The organism is Aquimarina brevivitae (genome assembly GCF_004216895.1).
GTDB classification, from domain to species: Bacteria; Bacteroidota; Bacteroidia; order Flavobacteriales; family Flavobacteriaceae; genus Aquimarina; species Aquimarina brevivitae.
In genome coordinates, this window is sequence record NZ_SGXE01000003.1 from 126,107 (window position 1) to 147,584 (window position 21,478).

At 34.0% G+C, this 21,478-nt stretch carries 23 protein-coding genes; 14 read left to right on the forward strand and 9 right to left on the reverse strand.

The window, feature by feature from the left end; all coding sequences use genetic code 11:
* Positions 1–27: 27 nt before the first annotated feature.
* Positions 28–672 carry a hypothetical protein gene (locus EV197_RS12870; protein WP_130287200.1) on the forward strand — a complete coding sequence of 215 codons (645 nt, stop codon included), beginning with the start codon at positions 28–30 and terminating at the stop codon, positions 670–672.
* A gap of 69 nt (positions 673–741) precedes the next feature.
* Here EV197_RS12870 and EV197_RS12875 read toward each other — a convergent pair whose 3' ends face one another.
* The 3 genes from EV197_RS12875 to parS all read right to left on the reverse strand — a co-directional run bounded on the left by EV197_RS12875 (position 742) and on the right by parS (position 3,842).
* The gene (locus EV197_RS12875) at positions 742–2,811 is read right to left on the reverse strand and encodes a M13 family metallopeptidase (protein ID WP_130287201.1); all 2,070 of its coding nucleotides are present in this window, start codon (positions 2,809–2,811) and stop codon (positions 742–744) included.
* Positions 2,812–2,934: 123 nt separating this feature from the next.
* A complete protein-coding gene (locus tag EV197_RS12880) occupies positions 2,935–3,390 on the reverse strand; it encodes an RES family NAD+ phosphorylase (RefSeq protein ID WP_130287202.1) in 456 nt (151 codons plus the stop codon).
* On the reverse strand, positions 3,390–3,842 hold the full coding sequence (gene parS / locus EV197_RS12885) for a type II RES/Xre toxin-antitoxin system antitoxin (RefSeq protein WP_130287203.1): 453 nt from the start codon (positions 3,840–3,842) through the stop codon (positions 3,390–3,392). The genes EV197_RS12880 and parS overlap by 1 nt, the downstream gene beginning before the upstream one ends.
* Before the next feature lie 339 nt (positions 3,843–4,181).
* On the opposite strand from parS, the gene EV197_RS12890 reads away from it, so the two are divergent.
* The 11 genes from EV197_RS12890 to EV197_RS12940 all read left to right on the forward strand — a co-directional run bounded on the left by EV197_RS12890 (position 4,182) and on the right by EV197_RS12940 (position 14,094).
* On the forward strand, positions 4,182–4,715 hold the full coding sequence (locus EV197_RS12890) for a hypothetical protein (RefSeq protein ID WP_130287204.1): 534 nt from the start codon (positions 4,182–4,184) through the stop codon (positions 4,713–4,715).
* An 80-nt stretch (positions 4,716–4,795) separates the two neighbouring features.
* Positions 4,796–5,968: a molybdopterin molybdotransferase MoeA gene (locus EV197_RS12895; protein WP_130287205.1), complete on the forward strand. Its 1,173-nt coding sequence runs from the start codon at positions 4,796–4,798 to the stop codon at positions 5,966–5,968.
* A 108-nt stretch (positions 5,969–6,076) separates the two neighbouring features.
* Entirely contained in the window at positions 6,077–6,421 is a 345-nt protein-coding gene (locus EV197_RS12900; protein WP_130287206.1) for a winged helix-turn-helix domain-containing protein, read from the forward strand.
* Positions 6,411–6,977, forward strand: a complete 567-nt coding sequence (gene mobA, locus EV197_RS12905) for a molybdenum cofactor guanylyltransferase (protein WP_130287207.1) — start codon at positions 6,411–6,413, stop codon at positions 6,975–6,977. Before EV197_RS12900 ends, mobA begins: the two co-directional genes overlap by 11 nt.
* Positions 6,958–7,209, forward strand: coding sequence for a MoaD/ThiS family protein (locus tag EV197_RS12910; protein ID WP_130287208.1), 252 nt, complete (start codon positions 6,958–6,960; stop codon positions 7,207–7,209). Before mobA ends, EV197_RS12910 begins: the two co-directional genes overlap by 20 nt.
* 44 nt (positions 7,210–7,253) lie before the next feature.
* Positions 7,254–7,691, forward strand: a complete 438-nt coding sequence (locus tag EV197_RS12915; protein WP_207224214.1) for a molybdenum cofactor biosynthesis protein MoaE — start codon at positions 7,254–7,256, stop codon at positions 7,689–7,691.
* On the forward strand, positions 7,692–8,609 hold the full coding sequence (gene moaCB, locus EV197_RS12920) for a bifunctional molybdenum cofactor biosynthesis protein MoaC/MoaB (protein WP_130287209.1): 918 nt from the start codon (positions 7,692–7,694) through the stop codon (positions 8,607–8,609).
* Between the two features lie 7 nt (positions 8,610–8,616).
* Positions 8,617–9,621 carry a GTP 3',8-cyclase MoaA gene (gene moaA / locus EV197_RS12925; protein ID WP_242610734.1) on the forward strand — a complete coding sequence of 335 codons (1,005 nt, stop codon included), beginning with the start codon at positions 8,617–8,619 and terminating at the stop codon, positions 9,619–9,621.
* Between the two features lie 102 nt (positions 9,622–9,723).
* A complete protein-coding gene (locus EV197_RS12930) occupies positions 9,724–11,127 on the forward strand; it encodes an ATP-binding protein (RefSeq protein ID WP_130287211.1) in 1,404 nt (467 codons plus the stop codon).
* A gap of 81 nt (positions 11,128–11,208) precedes the next feature.
* Positions 11,209–12,483: a carboxypeptidase-like regulatory domain-containing protein gene (locus EV197_RS12935; protein WP_130287212.1), complete on the forward strand. Its 1,275-nt coding sequence runs from the start codon at positions 11,209–11,211 to the stop codon at positions 12,481–12,483.
* A 135-nt stretch (positions 12,484–12,618) separates the two neighbouring features.
* Entirely contained in the window at positions 12,619–14,094 is a 1,476-nt protein-coding gene (locus EV197_RS12940) for a S41 family peptidase (protein WP_130287213.1), read from the forward strand.
* On the opposite strand, the gene EV197_RS12945 is transcribed toward EV197_RS12940, so the two are convergent.
* Positions 14,091–14,309, reverse strand: a complete 219-nt coding sequence (locus tag EV197_RS12945) for a hypothetical protein (RefSeq protein ID WP_242610735.1) — start codon at positions 14,307–14,309, stop codon at positions 14,091–14,093. The two genes, EV197_RS12940 and EV197_RS12945, sit on opposite strands and share 4 nt — an antisense overlap.
* Positions 14,310–14,524: 215 nt before the next feature.
* Positions 14,525–14,857, reverse strand: a complete 333-nt coding sequence (locus tag EV197_RS12950; protein WP_130287214.1) for a hypothetical protein — start codon at positions 14,855–14,857, stop codon at positions 14,525–14,527.
* Between the two features lie 450 nt (positions 14,858–15,307).
* Here EV197_RS12950 and EV197_RS12955 point away from each other — a divergent pair, with 450 nt between their 5' ends.
* Together EV197_RS12955 and EV197_RS12960 are read left to right on the forward strand one after the other, a co-directional pair.
* Positions 15,308–15,901 (forward strand): DUF4202 domain-containing protein, encoded by a 594-nt coding sequence (locus EV197_RS12955; RefSeq protein WP_130287215.1) that lies wholly within the window; start codon positions 15,308–15,310, stop codon positions 15,899–15,901.
* A gap of 124 nt (positions 15,902–16,025) precedes the next feature.
* Positions 16,026–16,871 (forward strand): type IV pili methyl-accepting chemotaxis transducer N-terminal domain-containing protein, encoded by an 846-nt coding sequence (locus tag EV197_RS12960; protein WP_130287216.1) that lies wholly within the window; start codon positions 16,026–16,028, stop codon positions 16,869–16,871.
* Between the two features lie 7 nt (positions 16,872–16,878).
* On the opposite strand, the gene EV197_RS12965 is transcribed toward EV197_RS12960, so the two are convergent.
* From EV197_RS12965 to EV197_RS12980, 4 genes are all read right to left on the reverse strand, one after another.
* Positions 16,879–17,745, reverse strand: a complete 867-nt coding sequence (locus EV197_RS12965) for a BadF/BadG/BcrA/BcrD ATPase family protein (protein ID WP_130287217.1) — start codon at positions 17,743–17,745, stop codon at positions 16,879–16,881.
* 62 nt (positions 17,746–17,807) lie between these two features.
* The gene (gene gap, locus EV197_RS12970) at positions 17,808–18,809 is read right to left on the reverse strand and encodes a type I glyceraldehyde-3-phosphate dehydrogenase (RefSeq protein ID WP_130287218.1); all 1,002 of its coding nucleotides are present in this window, start codon (positions 18,807–18,809) and stop codon (positions 17,808–17,810) included.
* Positions 18,810–18,842: 33 nt separating this feature from the next.
* Positions 18,843–19,829 (reverse strand): 6-phosphofructokinase, encoded by a 987-nt coding sequence (gene pfkA / locus EV197_RS12975; RefSeq protein WP_130287219.1) that lies wholly within the window; start codon positions 19,827–19,829, stop codon positions 18,843–18,845.
* A gap of 255 nt (positions 19,830–20,084) precedes the next feature.
* Positions 20,085–21,467, reverse strand: coding sequence for an alpha-amylase family glycosyl hydrolase (locus EV197_RS12980; protein ID WP_130287220.1), 1,383 nt, complete (start codon positions 21,465–21,467; stop codon positions 20,085–20,087).
* Between the last annotated feature and the right edge of the window lie 11 nt (positions 21,468–21,478).

A 21,478-nucleotide genomic window follows, 5' to 3' on the forward strand; every position in this document is an offset into this window, starting at 1 on the left:
TTTGTACAGTTTGTTAAATAAATAACAATGAAAACAATTACGGATTGCGTACACGATATCATAAAGCACCAACCTTTTTTAGAAGATGCCTTACACAGAGATATCATTAATTTTAGTTCACTTGCCACAGATTTACAACCTCAGGTAGAAAAGATTATGAGAAAACCAGTTAAACCAGGTTCTATCATTATGGCATTGCGAAGATATCATCCTAAACGCATAAAAAATTTAGAAAATCTAAGAAACTTAGGAGATATAGTAGTTCGGTCTGGAATTACGGAATATACTTTTTTAAATTCCAATACCATCTTAGACAGTCAAGCTAATCTCTTAAATAGCGTTAAGGATAAAAGTAAAACCTATTTTACGTATTCGAGTAACTTTCAAGAAAGCAATATCTTAGTGTCTTCTACCCTAAAAGAAACCGTAGAAGAGCACTTTAAACAAGAAACCTGTATTTCTGTAATGGATGAGCTATCTTCTATGTCAATCGCCTTACCTGATGACAGTTCTAAAAGTATCGGTTTATACTTTTACATATTTAGGTTACTAGCCTATGAAGGTATACCCGTTTTTGAAATAATTTCTACCTCAAATTATTTTACCCTATTTCTTGAAAAAGAATATGTAAATAGTGCTTTTTTATTATTAAATGAGATTAAGGAAGGTTAACTTCTAATAATAACAAAACCCTGAATATAACATTCAGGGTTTTTAACTATAATTACTCTATATTTTAAATTACCAAATAGTAACTCTTTCTTCTGGAGCTAAGTACATTTTATCACCTTCTTTAATATCAAAAGTTTCATAAAATGCTGGCACATTTAATAGGGGTTGAATCGCTCTAACCTGTCCTGGAGAATGTGGATCTGTTTTAATCTGAGTTCTTAATGCATCCTCTCTAATCTTGGTTCTCCAAACTGTTGCCCAAGACATAAAGAATCTTTCCTCTGGTGTAAATCCATCTATTTTGCCCGGTCTTCCATTTTCTTCAAGATGCATTTGTAGACCATCATACGCAGCTAATACACCGCCTAAATCCCCAATATTTTCTCCCAGCGTAAATTTACCATTGATAAACACACTGTCCATAACTTCGATACTACTATATTGCTCTGCTAAGGCGTCTCCTCTTTTAGTAAATCGCTCAAGATCTTCATCTGTCCACCAATTTACAAGATTACCCTTAGCGTCAAAACGTGCTCCGGAATCATCAAAGGCATGTGAAATTTCATGACCTATTACCGCTCCAATTCCCCCATAATTAACAGCTTCATCAGCAGTATAATTATAGAACGGTGGTTGTAAAATAGCAGCGGGAAAAACGATTTCATTAAATAGCGGGTTAAAGTATGCATTTACTGTTTGTGGTGACATACCCCATTCTGTTTTATCAACAGGTTCTCCAATTTCTTCAAATTGTTTTTCTTGAGCCCACTTACTCACAGCAGTCATATTGTCAAAATAGGACTTATCCATAGAAACCTCCATCTTAGAGTAATCTTCCCAATTGTCTGGATACCCTATTTTTACAGTAAACTTGTCAAGTTTTTCAATAGCTTTTAATTTGGTCGTATCCGTCATCCAATCTAACTTTTCAATTCTTACCTTAAAAGCCTTTATTACATTCGCAATCATTTTCTCCGCCTTTTCCTTAGCTTCTGGTGGAAATTTTTCATCTACATATAACTTACCTAACGCTTCTCCCACTGTACCATTTACAGTCGCTAAGGCTCTTTCATCCGCAGGTCGCTGTTGCTTTTGCCCTCTTAAATATTTGCTGTAAAATTCCCAATTTGCTCTTTCGATATCCGTAGTTAATCTACTTGTAGCACTATTAAAAGTGTCCCATTTCACTAAGGTCTTGATATCTTCAATTGGAGTTGATTTTAAGAAATCATCTAAAGCTTTGGTGTATTTTATTTGAGTTACAAATAAGGTATCAAATTCTTTAGTAATACCTAGATCTGAAATCATCTTTTTAAGATCAATTGAAGAAAGTAATTGATCCGCTTCTTCAACAGTTCTTGGATTATTATAATTACGAGCATCTCTGCGCTCTTCTTTAGTAAATCTTGGTTCCGCCAACTGCGTTTCCATTGCCAAAATTTTAGCTGCACTTTTTTCTGCCTCTGCTTCTGAATCCCCTAGCATTTTAAACATTCTTACAATATGCTTTTTATACTCTTCACGTATTTCTTTAGATTTCGAATCTTGATCCAAATAATAATCTCTATCCGGGAGGCCTAAACCATTGCCACCAAGATATACGGCATTCATTTCGCTATTATTCAAATCTCCTTGTACTCCTAAACTAATGAAAGGCGAAGACACTGAAGGGTTTGATGCTAAAACTGTTTGTAAATCCTCTAGATTCTTAATCCCGGCAATAGCCTCAAGTGCTGGTTGCAAAGGCTTTATACCGGCTTCATTTCGAGCTACGGTATCTAGTTTAGTGTCAAAAATTGCGATAGCTTTAGCCTGATCTGTTTCAGGACCGTATTTTTTACTTTCTTTTGCACTGTTTAAAATTTCTAAGACATCTTCGTCAGTTGATTTTCTGAGCACACCAAAACCACCCCAACGGGTTCTATCTTCAGGTATCTCAGTATTCTTCATCCAATTTCCATTTACGTAGTTATAGAAATCATCTTTTGGACTTACAGAAGTATCCATATTTTCTAAAACTATTCCAGGTAACTTTGCATCAATAGCCGCAGTTTCCTCTTTTTTAGCTTCTTCTTTACAGCCCACCAATACCATGGTAGCAGCAGCAAAAAAACAAGCTCCTTTAATTATTTTATTCATTGTAGTAAAATAAGTTATGAATTAATTATCTCTTGTTTGACGCGTAAATGTAAGAATCGTTACTCACAATGTTTTGTTAAAAACCGTTAAGTATTTTAAGAACAACAAATTAAACTGAAATCTCTACTTCAGTATCCTGGAATCAAAGCTAAAAACTTCAGTTTTTAAAAGTTCTAATGCTGAATATTTTGATGATAATGGATTAAGGATAACATTATATTCCTGAGGCACGATGGTACTAGGGACTCTAAGCCCTAATGAAGTATCTTCCTCAACCCATTTTGTTACAATTTTATGTAATGCTATTGGTCCTGGAACTTTATGCCAATCCTTCGGAAGCTTTTCAATATCGATTGTAGTTATTAATTCATCTGGTACGCTGATAGTAGCCAAAGCCATATTATTTGGAAAGTAAGCAATTGGTATGTGTGCCAAAACTTCAAGAGTAGCTAATGCGATAGTAGTACTGGTATATAGTACTGATAATCCTTTGGGGTTCCATCGTCCACCTACTGTTTTAGCGCCTATACCAGATAGGTCACTAATATATTTTTGCTTTGATATTCTATAAAGCAGCATTACGCAAAAATACCGTGTTCAATTCGAACTAATTCTTCATTTAAAAGTTGAAAACCAAATGTGGTATCCAAAAGCTCCTTTGGTTTTTTCATGGCTAATGCATAATTGGGATGCTCCATCCATTTTTTAAATTTTGGTAAATCACCAAACACAGCTTCTCCTTTCGCGTATAGTTTGGCGAGTTGAAGAACTTTAGCACTGGCCTCAACACCTAAATTTTTACTAAGCGCATATCGCTGTAAGGTTCGTTCTGACATATGTAATATAAGCGCTAATTCTTTTAGCTCAAAACCAATAGTTTTTGCCAAATGCAGCAAAGACTTTTTATCAATACCATTTCTGGATAATTCGATAAAATCATAAATATTCCTCAACGGAATATCAATGTTAAGGTAACGAAGCAATCCTTTATTTGTAAAACCGTCTTGCTCTAATGGAGTAACTGCACTCATGATATGTTTTATGACAAAAATACAAAAATAAACGACAATTGTCAACCGATAAGCGTAGTTTACTTAGACTATCCTATTTTTAATCAAAAACAGTAATCTGTAACCCATATTTTAAAAAACAAAACAATTATTAAAATTATGTTAAGCACCGTATTTAAAGGCTTTTTAGCTATCTTATAAGTATTACACCGGGTAAATTCTGAAAAAAAGTAAAATTACTTGGGCTGATACAATGTTTTTACGTATCTTGTCGTTGATTTTAAGTTATACAACGAATTAAATTATATATTTATAAGAAAATTCTTACTTAACAATGGTTTAACCCTAAAAACCGAACCTATGAAAAAAGCACTACCCCTACTATTAATGATGATGACGTTCGTGGCGTTTGCCAATGTAAAAATTGACATAACCAGTAAGTTGATGTCTGTGACCGAAGATACGGTGATTGATGGACTTGATGAAAACACCGATGAAGGCGTTATTTTTATAACCGAAAGCTTGCACCTAGAAGCAGGCGCAAGATTAAAAATTAGAAATGCTTGTTTAATTATCTTAGGAGATCTAACAGGTAAAGGAGTTATCGATGTAGATAGCTCTGCTACTATTACTTTAGAAGGAAGTGAAAGTGGTCGAATTAGTTTTATCAATAGATTTTTAGCAGACAATACGTGTCAGCAAGACGCCGGACAAAAAACATTTAAAGATATCAAAGAAGTTCCTCAAGGTCTTACCTATAGTTTATATACGATGTCAGGAAGACTATTAGATAAAGGAAAAGTTGACGATTATATTCATAATTATGTTGATCCAAAAACATATTTAATTAAAATAGAAGGTTACAAATTAAAGAAAATTGTCTTTAAAGGATAATCTTAACAAAGAAGTAAAGGAAAAAATTTAATCCGCAGTTTGTACTGCGGATTTTTTATTTTTGGGTCAAATACAACGTAATGATATCTGTACCCGAAGCCATTTCATTTATACAACAAATCCCAATTAGCCATAAAATACAGGAAGTTCCCTTGTCCGATGCTGGGTATAAGATCTTAGGGCGCACCACTGTTTCTAAAATTAACATGCCCCCTTTTCGTCAATCTGCTATGGACGGATATGCAGTACAATTACACAATTCTGCAGCCTACAAGGTCATTGGAGAAATAAAAGCTGGGGATGCTGTAGACATCGAGCTGGCTCAGGGAGAAGCCGTAAGAATTTTTACAGGTGCGCCAGTACCAAAAACTGCTAATTGTATTATAATACAAGAACATACAGAGAGAAAAGGTGATTATTTTATTGCCACCAAAAACTATACAGCAAACCAAAATATTAGACCTGTTGGAGAACAAATCAAAGAAGGTGATATCGCTTTAAAAAAAGGGACAATGTTAACACCTGCTGCTATTGGTTTTTTGGCTGGGCTTGGCTTTGCTAAAGTACCCATCCTACCAGCACCTAAAGTAGGAATAATTACTACAGGAAACGAACTTGTGGAACCTGGTAATCCTTTGCCAACTGGCAAAATTTATGAAAGTAATACTATACAGCTACAAGCTTGTTTAAGTAAAGCAGGTATAAACGGCATAACCACTTATAAGGTTCAGGATGACTATCCCAGTACCGTTAATACCATTGCAAATGCTATGGCTAATAATGACCTTATATTAATAAGCGGTGGAATATCCGTTGGCGACTATGACTTTGTTAAAGAAGCGCTCCAGGAATTAGCTGTAAAACAAACTTTTTACAAGGTAAACCAAAAACCTGGTAAGCCCTTATATTTTGGCACTCATGACCAAACCTATATCTTCGCCTTACCAGGAAATCCAGCTTCTTCACTTACTTGCTTTTACATTTATGTAATACCCTTGCTTCATAGACTTTTAGGATATCCTCATACCGGACTTAAAAAAGCAGTTTTTAAACTATCAAAAGCGTTATCAAAACCCGGTTCAAGAGCCCAATTTTTAAAGGCACAGGTAAAAGATGGCGAATGTCATATTTTAGAAGGACAAAATTCATCGATGTTGCATACGTACTCAGTAGCTAACGCACTCGCCTATATACCTGAAAACCTAACCAGTTTACAGGCTGGAGAAAATATTGAAGTTTATCTACTCCCTTAATTACTGTAACATAAGCAAAACTAGGAAGCTAAAAATGTCATAAAAAATCAAAAGTCATTTTTCTATACTTCTTTTTCGTTATATCTTTATGGAAATAACGGTTATTTGATGTATACTATTAAAAGTCGAATATGGATTGAAGGTGAAGCAGGTGTTTTTCTAGGTTACGGTAGAGTTTCACTTTTACGCTTCATACACACCGAAGGTTCGTTATCCAAAGCTGCTAAGAAAATGCAAATATCTTATAAAAAAGCCTGGAGTCTGATTGATTCTATGAATCAAAATGCAAAAGAACCCGTAGTAATTACTGTAACCGGGGGAAATAATGGCGGGGGTACATTTGTTACTCCCTATGGATTGGATATGATGAACAAATTTGAAGCTATTAATAAGAAATGTATGGCCTTTCTTAAAGATGAAATAGAGACCTTAACATCTACAGATGAGCACTGATAACTCAACATATAGTTTAATTCTTCTTGCCGGTGGCAACAGTGAACGCATGGGTGAAGATAAAGCACTTAAACTTTTAAAAGGAAAGACTTTTATAGATCATATTCTTGAGGCATCTGAAGAAATAACTGATCATCAAATGATTATATCTGATCACTTAAATCATCATAAGCGATATGAGTATGTTCTCCCGGACCTAATAAAAAATAAAGGCCCCTTGGGTGGTATTTATACAGGTTTGTACCACAGCAAAACCAAAGTCAATTTTGTCGTAAGTTGTGATACTCCCTTTATTAACAAAAAGGTTTTTGAATCGCTATTACTTCACAACAATCCTAACTATGAAGTAATACACTATAAAAATAATCCGCTTATTGGAATCTATAAAAAGGAGCTAAGCAACTTCCTTCACCAAACCATCGTGGAAGATAAATTAAGTGTTAGAAAAGCCTTAAGTCAAGTAAAAACGAAAACAATTCATAATAAGCATTTAAATCAATATGTAAAAAATATCAACACACCTGAACAATTTACGAATGCCCTCAAGAACTATTAAAATATTGTATTTTGGTCCATTAGCAGAGATTACCGGTAAAAGTGATGAACATCTCGAAATTAAACCTGGTCAAACAGTTAAAGACTTACTTGATCATTTGAGTAATTCTTATAATGCATTACAAGACCAATCCTTTAAAGTAGCTGTAGATAAATCGATAGTTTCTGAAACTAATCAAAGTATCGATGAAGCTGCAGAAATTGCATTACTCCCCCCTTTTTCCGGAGGATAATACAAACCATTAAATTATCAGTGAAAATTAAATTGAATTAATTCATGAAAAAAATAAAATCTGTATTTGTAAACGGCCCGATACCGCCTGAGTTTATTGCCAATTCCATTGCAAAACATCAGTCTAAAACAGCAATTGGAGCACATAATATTTTTTTAGGACAAATACGTGCAGATCAGCAAAATAATAAAGAGGTCAAAGCCATAAATTACACTGCTTATGAGGATATGGCAAATGAAGTAATGTATACCATACGAGAAGAAACCTTTGAGAAGTTTGACCTTAGCTGCATGCATATTTATCATAGTTTGGGTACGGTTTATCAAGGAGAAATCTGCCTCTTTGTTTTTGTTTCTGCACCACACCGCAAAGTTACTTTTGAGGCTATCGAATATTTGGTAGAGCGAATCAAAAAAGAAGCACCGATTTATGGAAAAGAAATATTTAGTGATGAGTCTCACCAATGGAAAGTAAATACATAAATGGTTGATATCACGCACAAAAATACGACGCTAAGACAGGCTATAGCTCAAGCAACTGTTTTCGTAAGCAAAGAAGCTACAATTGAAGCTATAAAAAACAATACAATCCCTAAAGGAAATGTATTTGAAATGGCTAAGACCGCTGGACTTTTTGCAGTTAAAAAAACCAGTGACATCATACCAGACTGCCACCCTATTCCTATAGAGCACACAGAAGTTCAATATCAAATTGAGGGGCTAAAAATAATAATTGAGCTAAGCATCAAAACGATTTATAAAACTGGTGTTGAAGTAGAAGCCATGCACGGGGCATCTGTTATTGCGCTAACCATGTATGACATGCTCAAACCGGTGGATAAGAATGTTCAAATTCAAAACATAAAGCTACTCGAAAAAAAAGGAGGTAAATCCTCCTACAAAGATTCAGGCGCATCATACTCTGCCACTGTAGTAGTATGTTCAGACTCTATATCACAAGGTAAAAAAGAAGATAAGGCAGGAAAAGCAATCATTGCTAAACTTAAAAGTTGTAATGTTACTATAGATGAATATTGTATTATCCCAGATGAAAAATCTGCAATACAAACAGAAGTTAATCGAGGAATAACACGTTCTGACCTCATCATTTTTACTGGAGGGACAGGACTTTCACCTAGGGACCAAACACCTGAAGCAATTTTACCCTTATTGGATCGAAGAATACCGGGAATCGAAGAAGCTATCCGCAATTATGGACAGGATAGAATGCCTTATGCTATGCTTTCTAGAAGCGTTGCTGGGGTTATCGGAAAAAGTCTAGTTCTTGCCTTACCGGGATCAACCAATGGAGCTAAAGAATCAATGGATGCCATATTTCCTTCGGTACTTCATATTTTTAAAGTACTTCAGGGAGAACGACACGATACTAACACAAACTAAATCATATTTGAAATCATCACAAGACATATTACAAGATACATTTGAACGAAAACACTCGTATCTAAGAATATCACTTACTGAAAAGTGTAATTTAAGATGCACCTATTGTATGCCCGAAGCAGGTATTCCTTTGACACCTATGCGTCATTTGATGAATAGTGAGGAATTATATACTATCGCCAAAACTTTCGTTGATTTGGGCGTCAATAAAATTCGACTAACCGGAGGAGAACCTTTGGTGCGCAAAGATTTCAAAGATATCTTACATCAATTATCGACCCTGCCAGTAACCTTATCCATAACAACAAATGGAGTATTAATTGATAAATATATCAAAGATCTCCAGCAGGCTAATATGCAAAACATTACTATTAGTCTTGATTCCTTGAAACAAGAAAAATTTAAACAAATCACTCGTAGGGATGAATTTCAAAAAGTAAAAGAGAATATTGATTTACTATTAGCATATAATTTTAAAGTAAAAATAAACGTGGTGCTCATCAAAGGTTTCAACGATGATGAAATCATTGATTTTATTAATTTAACAAAAAACACACCCATTAATGTTCGGTTTATAGAATTTATGCCTTTTGACGGTAATCAATGGAACAGAGAAAAATTAGTACCACATAAGCAAGTACTTGATATTATTTATGCAACATATCCTTTGCAGGTCAATAAACTTACTGATGCACCAAACGATACCTCAAAAAACTATACCATAACCGACTTTAAAGGTAGTTTTGGGCTTATCAGTTCCATAACCAATCCCTTTTGTGATACGTGCAATAGAATACGTTTAACCGCTGATGGAAAGATTAAAAATTGTCTTTTTTCTGGTGACGAATTATCCCTGCTTGAGCCTCTTAGAGATGGTAAAAATATAGTACCTATTATCAAAAAAGCTATTGCCAATAAAAAATTTGCAAGAGCAGGTATGGATACCCCTGAAAAAATTGATAACCCAGAATTACATACTGCCAATAGAAGTATGATTTCTATAGGGGGATAAAACTTTGTTTCGATAAAATTGGTATATTTATATAGCGCTGATCACTATAAAGTTAGCTTAGTCACTAAGAATAATGTAATCCCTATATGATTAAAAATTACTATGAGTAGTACTTCCAGACAGAAATCTGAAGCTGTTAAATACGCATTGTATGGTGCTGCTTTTGGACTCCTTTTTCCTTTCTTAGCTACAACCTTAGATATCTATAGATTGGAATTACCATTTGCATTAAGATCATTTCTCAATGTTCAAAGAATAAATCCCATTCATTATATCATTGACACCGCCCCACTATTTTTGGGATTCTTTGCCTGGATAGCAGGTAAAAACCTAGACAAGCTCCATGAAAAAAATTTACAAATACAAAAAGCAGCCAAAGCAAGACAAGATTTCTTAGCTAATATGAGCCATGAGATCAGAACTCCTATGGTTGGTGTTGTAGGCATGATCGATTTATTATCAAAAAACACTGAACTGACAGATATCCAAAAAGAATATGTCTCTACAGTACAAGAGTCTTCATTAAACCTATTAAATATTCTCAATCAAATCTTAGACCTATCTAAAATTGAATCCGGAAAATTTAGTCTCATCCCTGCCATCATCAACTTCAAAGATCTCATAGATCAAAATGTTGGACTATTCCTGGCTACTTCCAAAGCCAAAGGGCTTCAACTAAATGCAAGCTATGCAGATGAATTACCCGAAATAATTTTGGCAGACGAGAATCGACTTTCTCAAATATTATCGAATCTTATTGGTAACGCCATCAAATTTACCTATGAAGGCGAAGTACATATAAAAGCATCTCTTAAAGCTAAAAAAGGTAAAGTACTTACGATACTTGTTGAAATCATAGATACTGGGATTGGAATAAGCCACGAAGATCAAAAAAACCTTTTTAGTAGATTTAATCAATTCAATAATCAGGTTACCTTGTCAGGTACTGGCAGTGGCTTAGGTCTTGCAATAAGTAAAAAACTGGTTAAATTAATGAAGGGGCAGATTGGAGTCACTAGTAAAGAAGGTAGTGGCAGCACATTTTGGTTTACATACACCGCCGAACAAACCGATGTTGAACTTAAAAAAGAAAAAAACAAAAGCTTAACCCTAAAAAAAGAGCCGCTTAATCTCAATGTTTTATTGGTTGAAGACTCTGAAACAAACATTTTGGTATCTAAACAAATATTAAAGTTTTTGGGTTGCACTACAGATGTGGCTAAAAATGGCCAACAAGCTTTAGACATGTTCGAAGAAGGTAAATACGACGTTATTCTAATGGATATCAATTTACCAGAGTTAAATGGAGTTGAAACCACTAAAATTATTCGAAAGAACTATAAAAATGTTCCACCTATAATTGCCCTTACCTCTAATGCCTTGCCCGGGGATGCTGAGAAATACACCCAACAAGGGCTAGACGATTATATTACAAAACCATTTACTACTGAGATATTAGATATCAAACTGAAAAATTGGTTTGGCGATCACTTAGGATATCATTAATAGTTTTTAACTAAGAAGCTTTAATATACTTCGCTAGAATTTAGTATCTTTTACTATAGAAAAAGAAAACGATTATTTATTATGAATAAAAAAAGAAAAATTTACAATTGGCTTTTGCTACTATGGCTTTCAATTACGGCCAATAGCTTTTTATTTGCCTTTCAAGAAGCAGATATAAAACAAGATTTTAAAGAATATAAAGGTACAGTTGTAGATAGCGACAACAATGACCCACTTACTGCTGCTACAGTATCTTTAGATGACAGCAATATTTCCACAGTAACCAATAGTGATGGGGTATTTTTATTAAAAATCCCAAAAAACATAGCATCTGGCTATATACGTATTTCGTATTTAGGCTATCAAGATAAGGCGGTGCCATTGGCCAACTTTACCAAAGATGATTTTGAAATAAAAGTAGATAAAACCATAACGGAGTTATCAGAAGTTAATATCAACCCTAAAGATCCTGAAGCTTTAATAAGAGCAGTTATGGACAAAAAAGGTGAAAATTATTTTGATCAAAACACAATAATGACTGCGTTTTACAGAGAAGCTATCCGTAAACGAAGAACATATGTATCCCTATCTGAGGCAGTGGTAGATATTTATAAACGGCCTTATGTGTCCGGTAAAAATGATTTGATAAAATTGTTCAAAGCCAGAAAAAGTGCAGATTATAAGAGGTTAGATACAGTTGCTGTAAAACTTCAGGGAGGACCTAGTAGTACGCTTTATATTGATTTAATGAAAAACCCAGATAACGTTTTTACCCAAAACATGTTGGAATATTATGACTTCAGCTTTGCCCCCACTACAAAACTAGATGACAAATTTATCTATGTACTGAAATTTAAGCAAAAGCCTAATGTTATAGATCCCTTATATGAAGGAAAATTATATATCGATGCGGAATCGCTAGCTTTGAAAAGAGCTATTTTTAAGCTTAACACAGAAAACGAAGAAGAAGTAAGCGAAATGTTTGTGAGAAGAAAGCCTTCTAATGCTGACGTATACATTACAGAGGCTAATTATGATATCAATTATAGAGAACATAAAGGTAGGTGGTATTATAATTATGGGAGAATTGGTCTCGAAGTAAAAATTGACTGGGATAAAAGACTATTCAATTCTAAATATCAATTAGATGTTGAAATGGCGATAACAGACTGGCGTACTAATGAAAATGAAACGCTTAAAGCTCGTGATCGATTAAAATCATCTGTCGTACTTGCCGATGAAGCTGAAGGTTTTTCGGATCCCGAGTTTTGGGGAGAATACAACGTTATTGAACCTGAAAAATCAATTGAATCCGCAATCAAAAAAATAAAAAGACAGTTGAGAAGAATGAATTAGAACGCGTAGAAAATATTTTCAGTTATAAAAAAGGCACGATAATCGTGCCTTTTTTATATGCTATAATTATTTTTAACCCCTAAACTCATATAACATTTTACACACATAATCGTTAATCTTTTAAAGACCTAATTTTTGAAATATATTATCTACTGTTTTTGCTTCCTATGTTTGCCGCAATTAGCTGAAGGGCAGTATACTTTAGGAGCTTCAAAAGCAAAAGAAGATTTTACTGTTTTTGAAAACATTTTACTACAAGCCCATCCTGGACTTTATGATCATATCTCAAAGGACCTCTTATCGCAACTACTTACCAAAGAAAAAACTAATCTTTCTGATAGCATCACCGATATTGAATTATATAAGAAATTATTAAAAATCTCTGACCCCATAGGAGATGGTCATTTGCAATTATTCGCACCAGAGAAATTAAAGATTCAAACCTACTATTTTCCTATTATAGTTAAGATTATTGATGGTGAATTCTATACGGATACCAATGATTTTGAACTCCCTGTAGGGACAAAAATAACCGCTATAAATGATATTCCCGCACCCACGATATTAGCTAGATTAAAGAAATATGTCCCTACTGACGGACATAATTTATCCCGTAAGCACCGTGAAATAGAACTTAAATTTGGACTGTTCTACGCCTATGAGTTTGGAATAGTTAAAGAGTTTAAAGTTTCTTATGAAAGCCAAGATAACAGCATATTACAAAGCAAAGTTATACTTGCAGAACCGTTTATAAAGGTGAGGTTAAGAAACGCTAAGCGAAGCTCGTACTTTGCTGCATTTCATCAACAAAAAAATGACATCAGGTATTTCGAAAAATACATAGGCAATAAAGATCCCTACGTAATTTATAAAGACGCCCTAAAAACAGCAATATTAGTAGTGAACTCATTTAGTGTTGATATTAAGCCTTTTAAGTCTAAATTGGTGAAAATTTTTAAAGAAATAAATAAAAGAAAAATTGAACACTTAGTCATTGATGTACGAAACAATGATGGAGGGTACAGACCTAATGCCATCCACCTTTATAGTTTTTTGACAAATGCTATTTTTAAACAGCGAATCAGCGAATTTGTGGCCACATTATCCATACCGGAGAAGGATCATATTATTAGAGCACCGGGAGATGGAGATGTATACCTGAGATCTAAGTTTCATCAACATCCTGTTATTGATGGATGGGAGATAAAATTTGACGAATTAGAAACTATAATGGTTCCTAACAAAAATAAATTTAAAGGAAAAAACATCTATGTATTAACAAGTGGAGTCACCTTCTCGGCAGGTACTGAATTTGTGTTAAATGCCAAAAATAATCCTGAAATTTTAGTTTTAGGCGAGGAAACTGGTGGTGGATACTATCAACATATCGGTGATTATCCTATATATTATGAGCTACCTAATTCTAAAATTGTTGTTGTTTTATTTATGCAAAAGGTGATGCATTATGTAACAGATAATACCTTGCCAAAGCATAAGGGTATTTTACCAGACAAGTATATTAAACTAACAGTCGAAGATCTAAAAAAAGGAACAGACCCAATTTTAGATTATATATATAGACTCATCAGTCCTGTTCATTATAAGTATTAATCAATATAGGTATTAACACTTAATGTAAGTTGACAACTTTGCTTTAATCTATCTTTAAACTTTAACGCTATCTTCTCATCATTAAACTTCATTGCTTCAGTAATACTAGTTGAAAGTATCAATTCTCCAATAAGATACTCAACCACATAATTTTGATCATCTGTCAATAAGACGTATTCCGTAGTAATATTCATAGGTTCTACCTTTGCTATCATAAGCAACAATCAATTAAAGCTACCTGGTGTTAAAATTAAAAGTAAATACGCTTGAAAATGTTGGTACTAAAAAATAGTTTTAAACATAACTATTAACATTAAACATTAATTTTGAACCATACCAATAGTAAAAGAACCAAATTAAGCACAAAAAAAACCGATTATAAAATCGGCTTCTTTGTTGAGTAAATTGAGTTTGTATAATACTCTATAATCTAGGCAAAAACTGGTTCTATTCTTCTAATCAATCCGATTTCAATAAAATGCTTGATTTGTTCTTTGTCTCCCAACTTATTTGTTTCGATAGGAATCCACCCATCTATTTTTATTAAATCATTGGGATTACTGCTAAAAAACATTTCATATTCAAACCCTTTACTTGGTGGTGGCATATTAATTTCAGGATTTGGACCATTTTTCATTATATCTTCTATTCGCTTTTGAACAATTTCTATTTTTGAACCCAAATCCAAATTTTCCGTTTCCTTATGCACTTCTAAATTTAGAAACTCGGTAACTGAAGCCATAATAATTTCATCTAATTTCATATCACAATATTTGGTTACTAATAAACTGGAGCCCCTTACATCTCAAGGTGTAACTTTAAAAAGCTATGTTTTATTATCGAAACACCCTGTTTTTTTGATATGTAAAACTATGAATTATATAAAACTCACAAAAAGAACCCTTATTAAATTTACGTTTAACGAAGGATTATTATGATTTCCAAAAAAAAGTGCTATCTATATTATGGTATTAGGATCAAGTAAAGCATTAAAATCCGAATCTTATAGCTAAAAAAACCGGCCACAAATAGGTGGCCGGCAACACAAGAAACACTTAAAGTCACTAAGACTTTAAGGCTTCAACACTAAGTTTTGCATAACTTTAGTAGTCATCTATTTGATTATTATGCCGTTTTAAACTAAATTCATTCAACAATATGAAGTGTACGCACTTTTTTTATAGATAATTTCCGTTGATTAGGTATTAAGCTAATGAATACTACTAAATTAAATAAAACTTATGACCTAATAGATCAGGCCAACGCGGAAGATCCTAATCAAGAAATGGTCAAATCAAAAGCTTTACCCAAGGAATTGATATATGGAAGACGTATGACTCAAATGCTTATTGATTATGTAAGAGCGCCTTCTCTTGCCTTGCTCATTGCCACCAGAGCTCAGCATATTTGTAGATGGCAAATTCCAAGAAGTAGATACCCAAAAGATCGAGTAGGATATTTACAATGGAGAGAAGATCTAAAAAAATTTCATGCTGACAAAACCTCATCCTTACTACATCAGTTAGATTATGATGCAGACACGATACAGCGAGTGTCTTTTTTGCTTCAAAAAAAACAATTGAAAAAAGATTGGGAAGTACAGTTATTAGAAGACGTAGCCTGCTTGGTATTTCTTAGGTATTATGCAGAGGATTTTATTCATAAACATACTGACGAAAAAGTTGTATCTATTCTTAAAAAGACCTGGAAAAAAATGTCAGAAAAGGCCCGAAAAAAAGCAATAGAGTTTAACTACTCTTCGCCCCTTAATCAATTGCTCAAGGAGGCTTTGGAACAAAATTCATAAGATTAAAACCCAGCTATTCAATTTCTAAATAGCAAATAGCGTTTCTTCCTTTTTAGAATAACACAACCTATAGTCAAAAAAAAAGCGTATCTTAAATTAGCTGAAAGAAGTAAAGCAATTATCTATGCGTCAATACTTAGGAGTACTTTTTATGATACTTTTTAGCTTATCTTGTATGGGGCAACAAAGTACAGATAAAAAGATAAGTTATGGTAAGGCGGTTAATATTGCGGGTAGGCAACGAATGCTTACTCAAAAGTTATCCAAAGCTTACTTTTTTAAATTGTTAGGCTATGATAACTTTGTAATTCAAGAAGAAATAGATTCTTCTGTTACCCGATTTTTAAGTCAACTTGATTATTTATCCAACAATTTTAAAGGAAAAAATTACACGCATCATTTTAAAGAAATAAGACGTGAGTGGAAAAGTTTTTATCGCCAATTAAAACGCGCCAATGACACTACAGCAGCCAGGTATATCATAGAATACAACACTTCTCTCTTAACTCACTCAAATAATATAGTACGAGAAATTGAAAGTGAATATTACCAGCAGAAGGTATTTTCCAGGGCAGATAGTTCTAGACAAATTGCAACAGAAAATTTGATTGAGATTGTAGACATTTCTGGCAGACAGCGAATGCTAGCACAGCGAATGTGCTTGTACTATTTAGCTTCTAAACACTTTAATAACGCAAACGACAGATACATAACCCATGTTAAAGAAGTGTATGAAGAATTTGAATTGAGTATCATTAAGCTTTTAGAAAGTGACTTCAACAATTCCAAATCAAGAATGCATATTGCGCAACTTTTATTTCACTGGAAAGGAATCAAAGAAGAAGAAAGCAATCTATTTTCTAAACAATTTGATATTGGAGACCTCTATGAAATCACTAATAATTTAACCAGCGTATTTGAACAAATAACTGCTATTTATCAAGAAATATATGAGACTAAGGTTCAATAAAGCGATACTATTTCTTTTCTAGCTTTCCAATGACCTCCTTGCGATAATAATCAATGATGCCATCGATTGGTCTTCTAATAATATTACCGACCGTTAAATGATAAGGCCATACTGCAGCTCTGATGATATCCTCACTAAAATGAGCTATAGAACCAATAAAATGAATAGGTACACTCTGTGCCTCAGGAAAGCAAAGCACTCGGTTTTCTACAAACTCTTGGATACCCTCAGTAATTATTTTATAGAAATATCCATTTCGCTCACTGGTAAAAATAAACTCTGCAAATGAAGCGAGATACGTGTTAGGATTTGATTTTTTGTATAAATTTTCTTTAATACTATCCGAAGAAAGGTCAAATCGTTTCCCAAAATCTTCAGCAACCTCAGGCGGCATTCGTTTATAATAATAATCCCTGATTAATCGTTTACCAAAGTAATTACCACTAGCCTCATCCATCAACACATAGCCTAAAGAATCTACTGCCATGTGAATTTTATCACCATCAAAATAGCAACTATTGGAGCCTGTTCCTAAAATACATACAATACCCGGTTCTGTAGTAGCTGCATACACTGCGGCAACCATATCTTCTTTGACGATTATATCAGCTTTGGTGAAAAATTCTTTAAACACCTGCTCTAAAAGTTTTCTTGGTTTTTCGGTACCACAACCAGCTCCATAGAAATGTACAGCTTGTACTTTATCTTTATGAGATCTGAGCTCTTCATTTTTTTCTAGACGCTCTTCTAAAAGTGATTGTGCAAAAACAGCAGGATTTAATCCTTCAGTCCTTGTTTTAAAGACTATTTCACCTTGCTGGTCTAATAATATCCAATCACATTTTGTGGAACCTCCATCAGCTAATAAAATCATTCTAAAATTATTTGTAGTTAAGCAAATGAACACCCTGAGTGCTTGACTCAGGGTAATCAATATTATAAGTTACCTACGTGCGTTGATAAGTCAACTAACTTCGTTGAATATCCAAATTCATTATCGTACCAGGCAATAAGTTTAAAGAAATTATCATTCAAGGCTATACCAGCGTTAGCATCGAAAACAGAGGTATGAGATTCTCCGACAAAATCTTGAGAAACAACATCCTCTTCCGTATATCCAAGCACTCCTTTTAGTTCATTTTCTGATGCATTTTTGATCACTTTCTTAAGATCATCATAAGATACTGATTTCTTCGTTCTTACTGTTAAATCTACAACAGAAACATCAGCAGTTGGTACTCTGAATGCCATTCCGGTAAGCTTTCCTTTTAATGCAGGAATCACTTTTGTCACAGCTACAGCAGCACCAGTGGTGGAAGGTATGATATTAGTCATCGCACTCCTTCCTAATCTATAATTTTTCTTTGAAGGCGAATCTACTGTAGCTTGAGTAGCTGTTGTAGCGTGTACGGTCGTCATTAAACCTTCTTCAATACCAAAATTATCATCAATTACCTTCGCTAATGGAGCTAAGCAATTAGTTGTACAAGACGCATTGGAAACTATCGTATCTGTGTTTTTAACATCCTTGTGATTTACACCCATAACAAACATAGGAGCGTCCTTAGAGGGTGCTGAAATGACTACTTTTTTTGCTCCAGCCTTGAGATGTGCATTTGCAGTATCTAAAGTTGTAAAAATCCCGGTGCAGTCCATTACCACATCTACACCTATAGCATCCCATTTCAAATCCTCTGGATTTCGCTCTGCAGTAACTCTTATTTCTTTACCATTAACTACCAGATTTCCATTTTTCACTTCAATTGTACCATCAAATCTTCCGTGAACAGAATCATATTGTAATAAATACGCCAAATGCTCAACGTCTAAGAGGTCATTAATACCAACTATTTCAACATTATCTCTTTTAGCTGCAATTCTAAAAGCAATTCTTCCTATTCTTCCAAAACCGTTAATTCCTAATTTTAAGGTACTCATATTTTTATTTTTAGTGGTTCGTATATTATATTTTTATACTGATGTTATATCAGCTACTTTAATGAGCTGATCATGTTTATGTATTCTTTTTTCTAAGGCAGTGGTTAGTGGCACCTGAGTTACGGTTTTATGCACTATACCTACCATAATTTCTCGCTTGCCATCCATAAGGGCCTCTACTGCTCCCACGCCTAATTTACTTGCTAATACTCTATCATAACAGCTTGGAGCGCCACCTCGTTGAATATGACCTAAAACGGAAACTCTAATTTCATATCCTTGTAAGTGTTCTTCAATATATTCACCTAGTTCAAATATATTTTTACCCGATTTATCTCCTTCTGCAACTACAACTATACTTGATGTTTTACCCGAAACTTTACTTCTTTTTAAAGAATCTAATAAACGCTCTACACCAAGATCTTCTTCTGGGATTAAAATTTCTTCTGCTCCTGCGCCAATACCTGCATTTAAAGCAATATCCCCAGCGTCTCTACCCATAACTTCAATTAAAAATAGCCGGTTATGAGAACTGGCAGTATCCCTTATTTTATCAATAGCTTCGACAACGGTATTCAATGCAGTGTCGTAGCCAATTGTATAATCTGTACCATTAATATCATTATCTATGGTACCTGGTATACCTACCACAGGAAAATCAAATTCTTTAGACAATTTTAATGCTCCTGTAAAACTTCCATCCCCACCGATTACTATTAACGCATCGATATTATGTTTCTTCAAATTATCGTGGGCTTTTTGTCTTCCTTCAACCGTTCTAAATGCTTTAGATCTGGCAGATTTTAAAAAAGTACCTCCTCTATTAATAATATTTCTTACGGAACGCGCATTAAGAGGCTCTATTTCTCCATTAATCAATCCTTCATAACCTTTGTAAACACCAAAACAATTAAGATTGTAGTAACTGCAAGCACGCACCACTGATCGAATGGCTGCATTCATCCCTGGCGCATCCCCACCAGAGGTCAAAACTGCGATATTTTTCACCTTTTTTATCATTCTTTATACTCAAAGCTATTGTTAATGTATCTAATAACCTAATTTGTTAAAAAACTAAAACGTTTTCGGTTAATAAATTCATTTTTTCTTGTTTATCACAGTCTGTTTTTGAAGTATTTTTAAAATTACAGTTAATAATAAATCTTTATTTCAAAATACAGGTTTTCATGATTTATTACTCCTAAAAAAGTTCTAAAAAATAAAAAGAACCCATAAATATGAGTTCTTTTATTAACTATAAAGAAGTATTGTTATTTACTCCGCAATAAGGATCATATACTGCCAGGCGTCAAGCTTATACGTACTGTTTGGTTTCAATTCCAACTTTTCTTGACTGAGATAGTCTATATACTTACCAGTCTCTTGTACCTTAAAAGAAATTGGCTCATTGGATACATTACCAATGAACAATACTATTTGTCCTTCCTTTTCTCGTTTAAAAGCTAATACACTTTTGTCATTAGAGGTTTTTAGGTCTTGATACTTTGCTGCCTTCTTACCCCCATGTAAAGCAGGGTTTTCATTTTTAAGGGTGCCTAACTTTTCATATAATGGAAAAAACACGCCTTTCGTTTTTATGATGGTATCCTTTTCAAAAAACAAAAGTCGCTTATCCATATCATACTCTTGACCAGAATATATAAGTGGCATTCCAGGCGCCACGTAGGTTAAGGCAGCGAACAATTCTTTTGCCGGACCTAACCGTTCTTCTACAGTACCATTCCAGGAGTTTTCATCGTGATTTGAGGTAAAGTTCATTAAAATATCATCCTCAGCATACATTGAATCTATTTCAACCATTCGCTTATCCCAATCCAGTGCAGTAGCCTTACCCTGAGCAATAGCGTTCATTTTATGATGGGTATCCCAGTCATAGCCCATATCAAAAGCTTCTTCCATCAATTCAGGTTCCCAACCTTCTGCTAACATAAACACGGGTTTAATAGCTTCTAACGCTTCAACCGTTTTATTCAAAAAATCTACAGGTACCATACCAGCCACATCACATCTAAATCCATCCACATCTTCCTGTTCTACCCAGTATTTCATAGCATTGCGCATGGAAGCCCTCATTTCCATATTATCATAATTAAGGTCAGCTACATCTGTCCAGTCGGTTCCTTCGGTGTGCACTATTTCTCCTTTGTCATTTTTGGTATAATACTCAGGATGTTCCTTTATCCAATGATGATCCCAGCCGGTGTGATTTGCCACCCAATCTAAAATTACATAAATGTCGTTCTCGTGCGCTGTTTTTACCAATTTTCTAAAATCTTCGATGGTCCCAAACTCTGAATTAACCTTAGTATAGTCCGAAACTGCATAATAACTACCCAAAGACCCTTTACTTTTTGTTGTTGAAATAGGATAGATCGGCATAATCCACAAGATTTTGACCCCAAGTTTTTTCAGTTGTGGTATATCTTTAGTGAATTCATTAAAAGTACCTTCTTCTGAATATTGTCTGATATTCGCTTCATAGATCACGGCCGTTTCCATAACTTCATTATTCATCGGAGCAATGGAAGTTGATGCTGTAGTATCTATAACGTTTTCAGTCGGCTTCTCCTCTTTTTTTACGTCTTTGCAAGAGATGGCTATAGCGAATATAGCAAGCCAAATTAATAATCTATTCATGTGTTTAATTT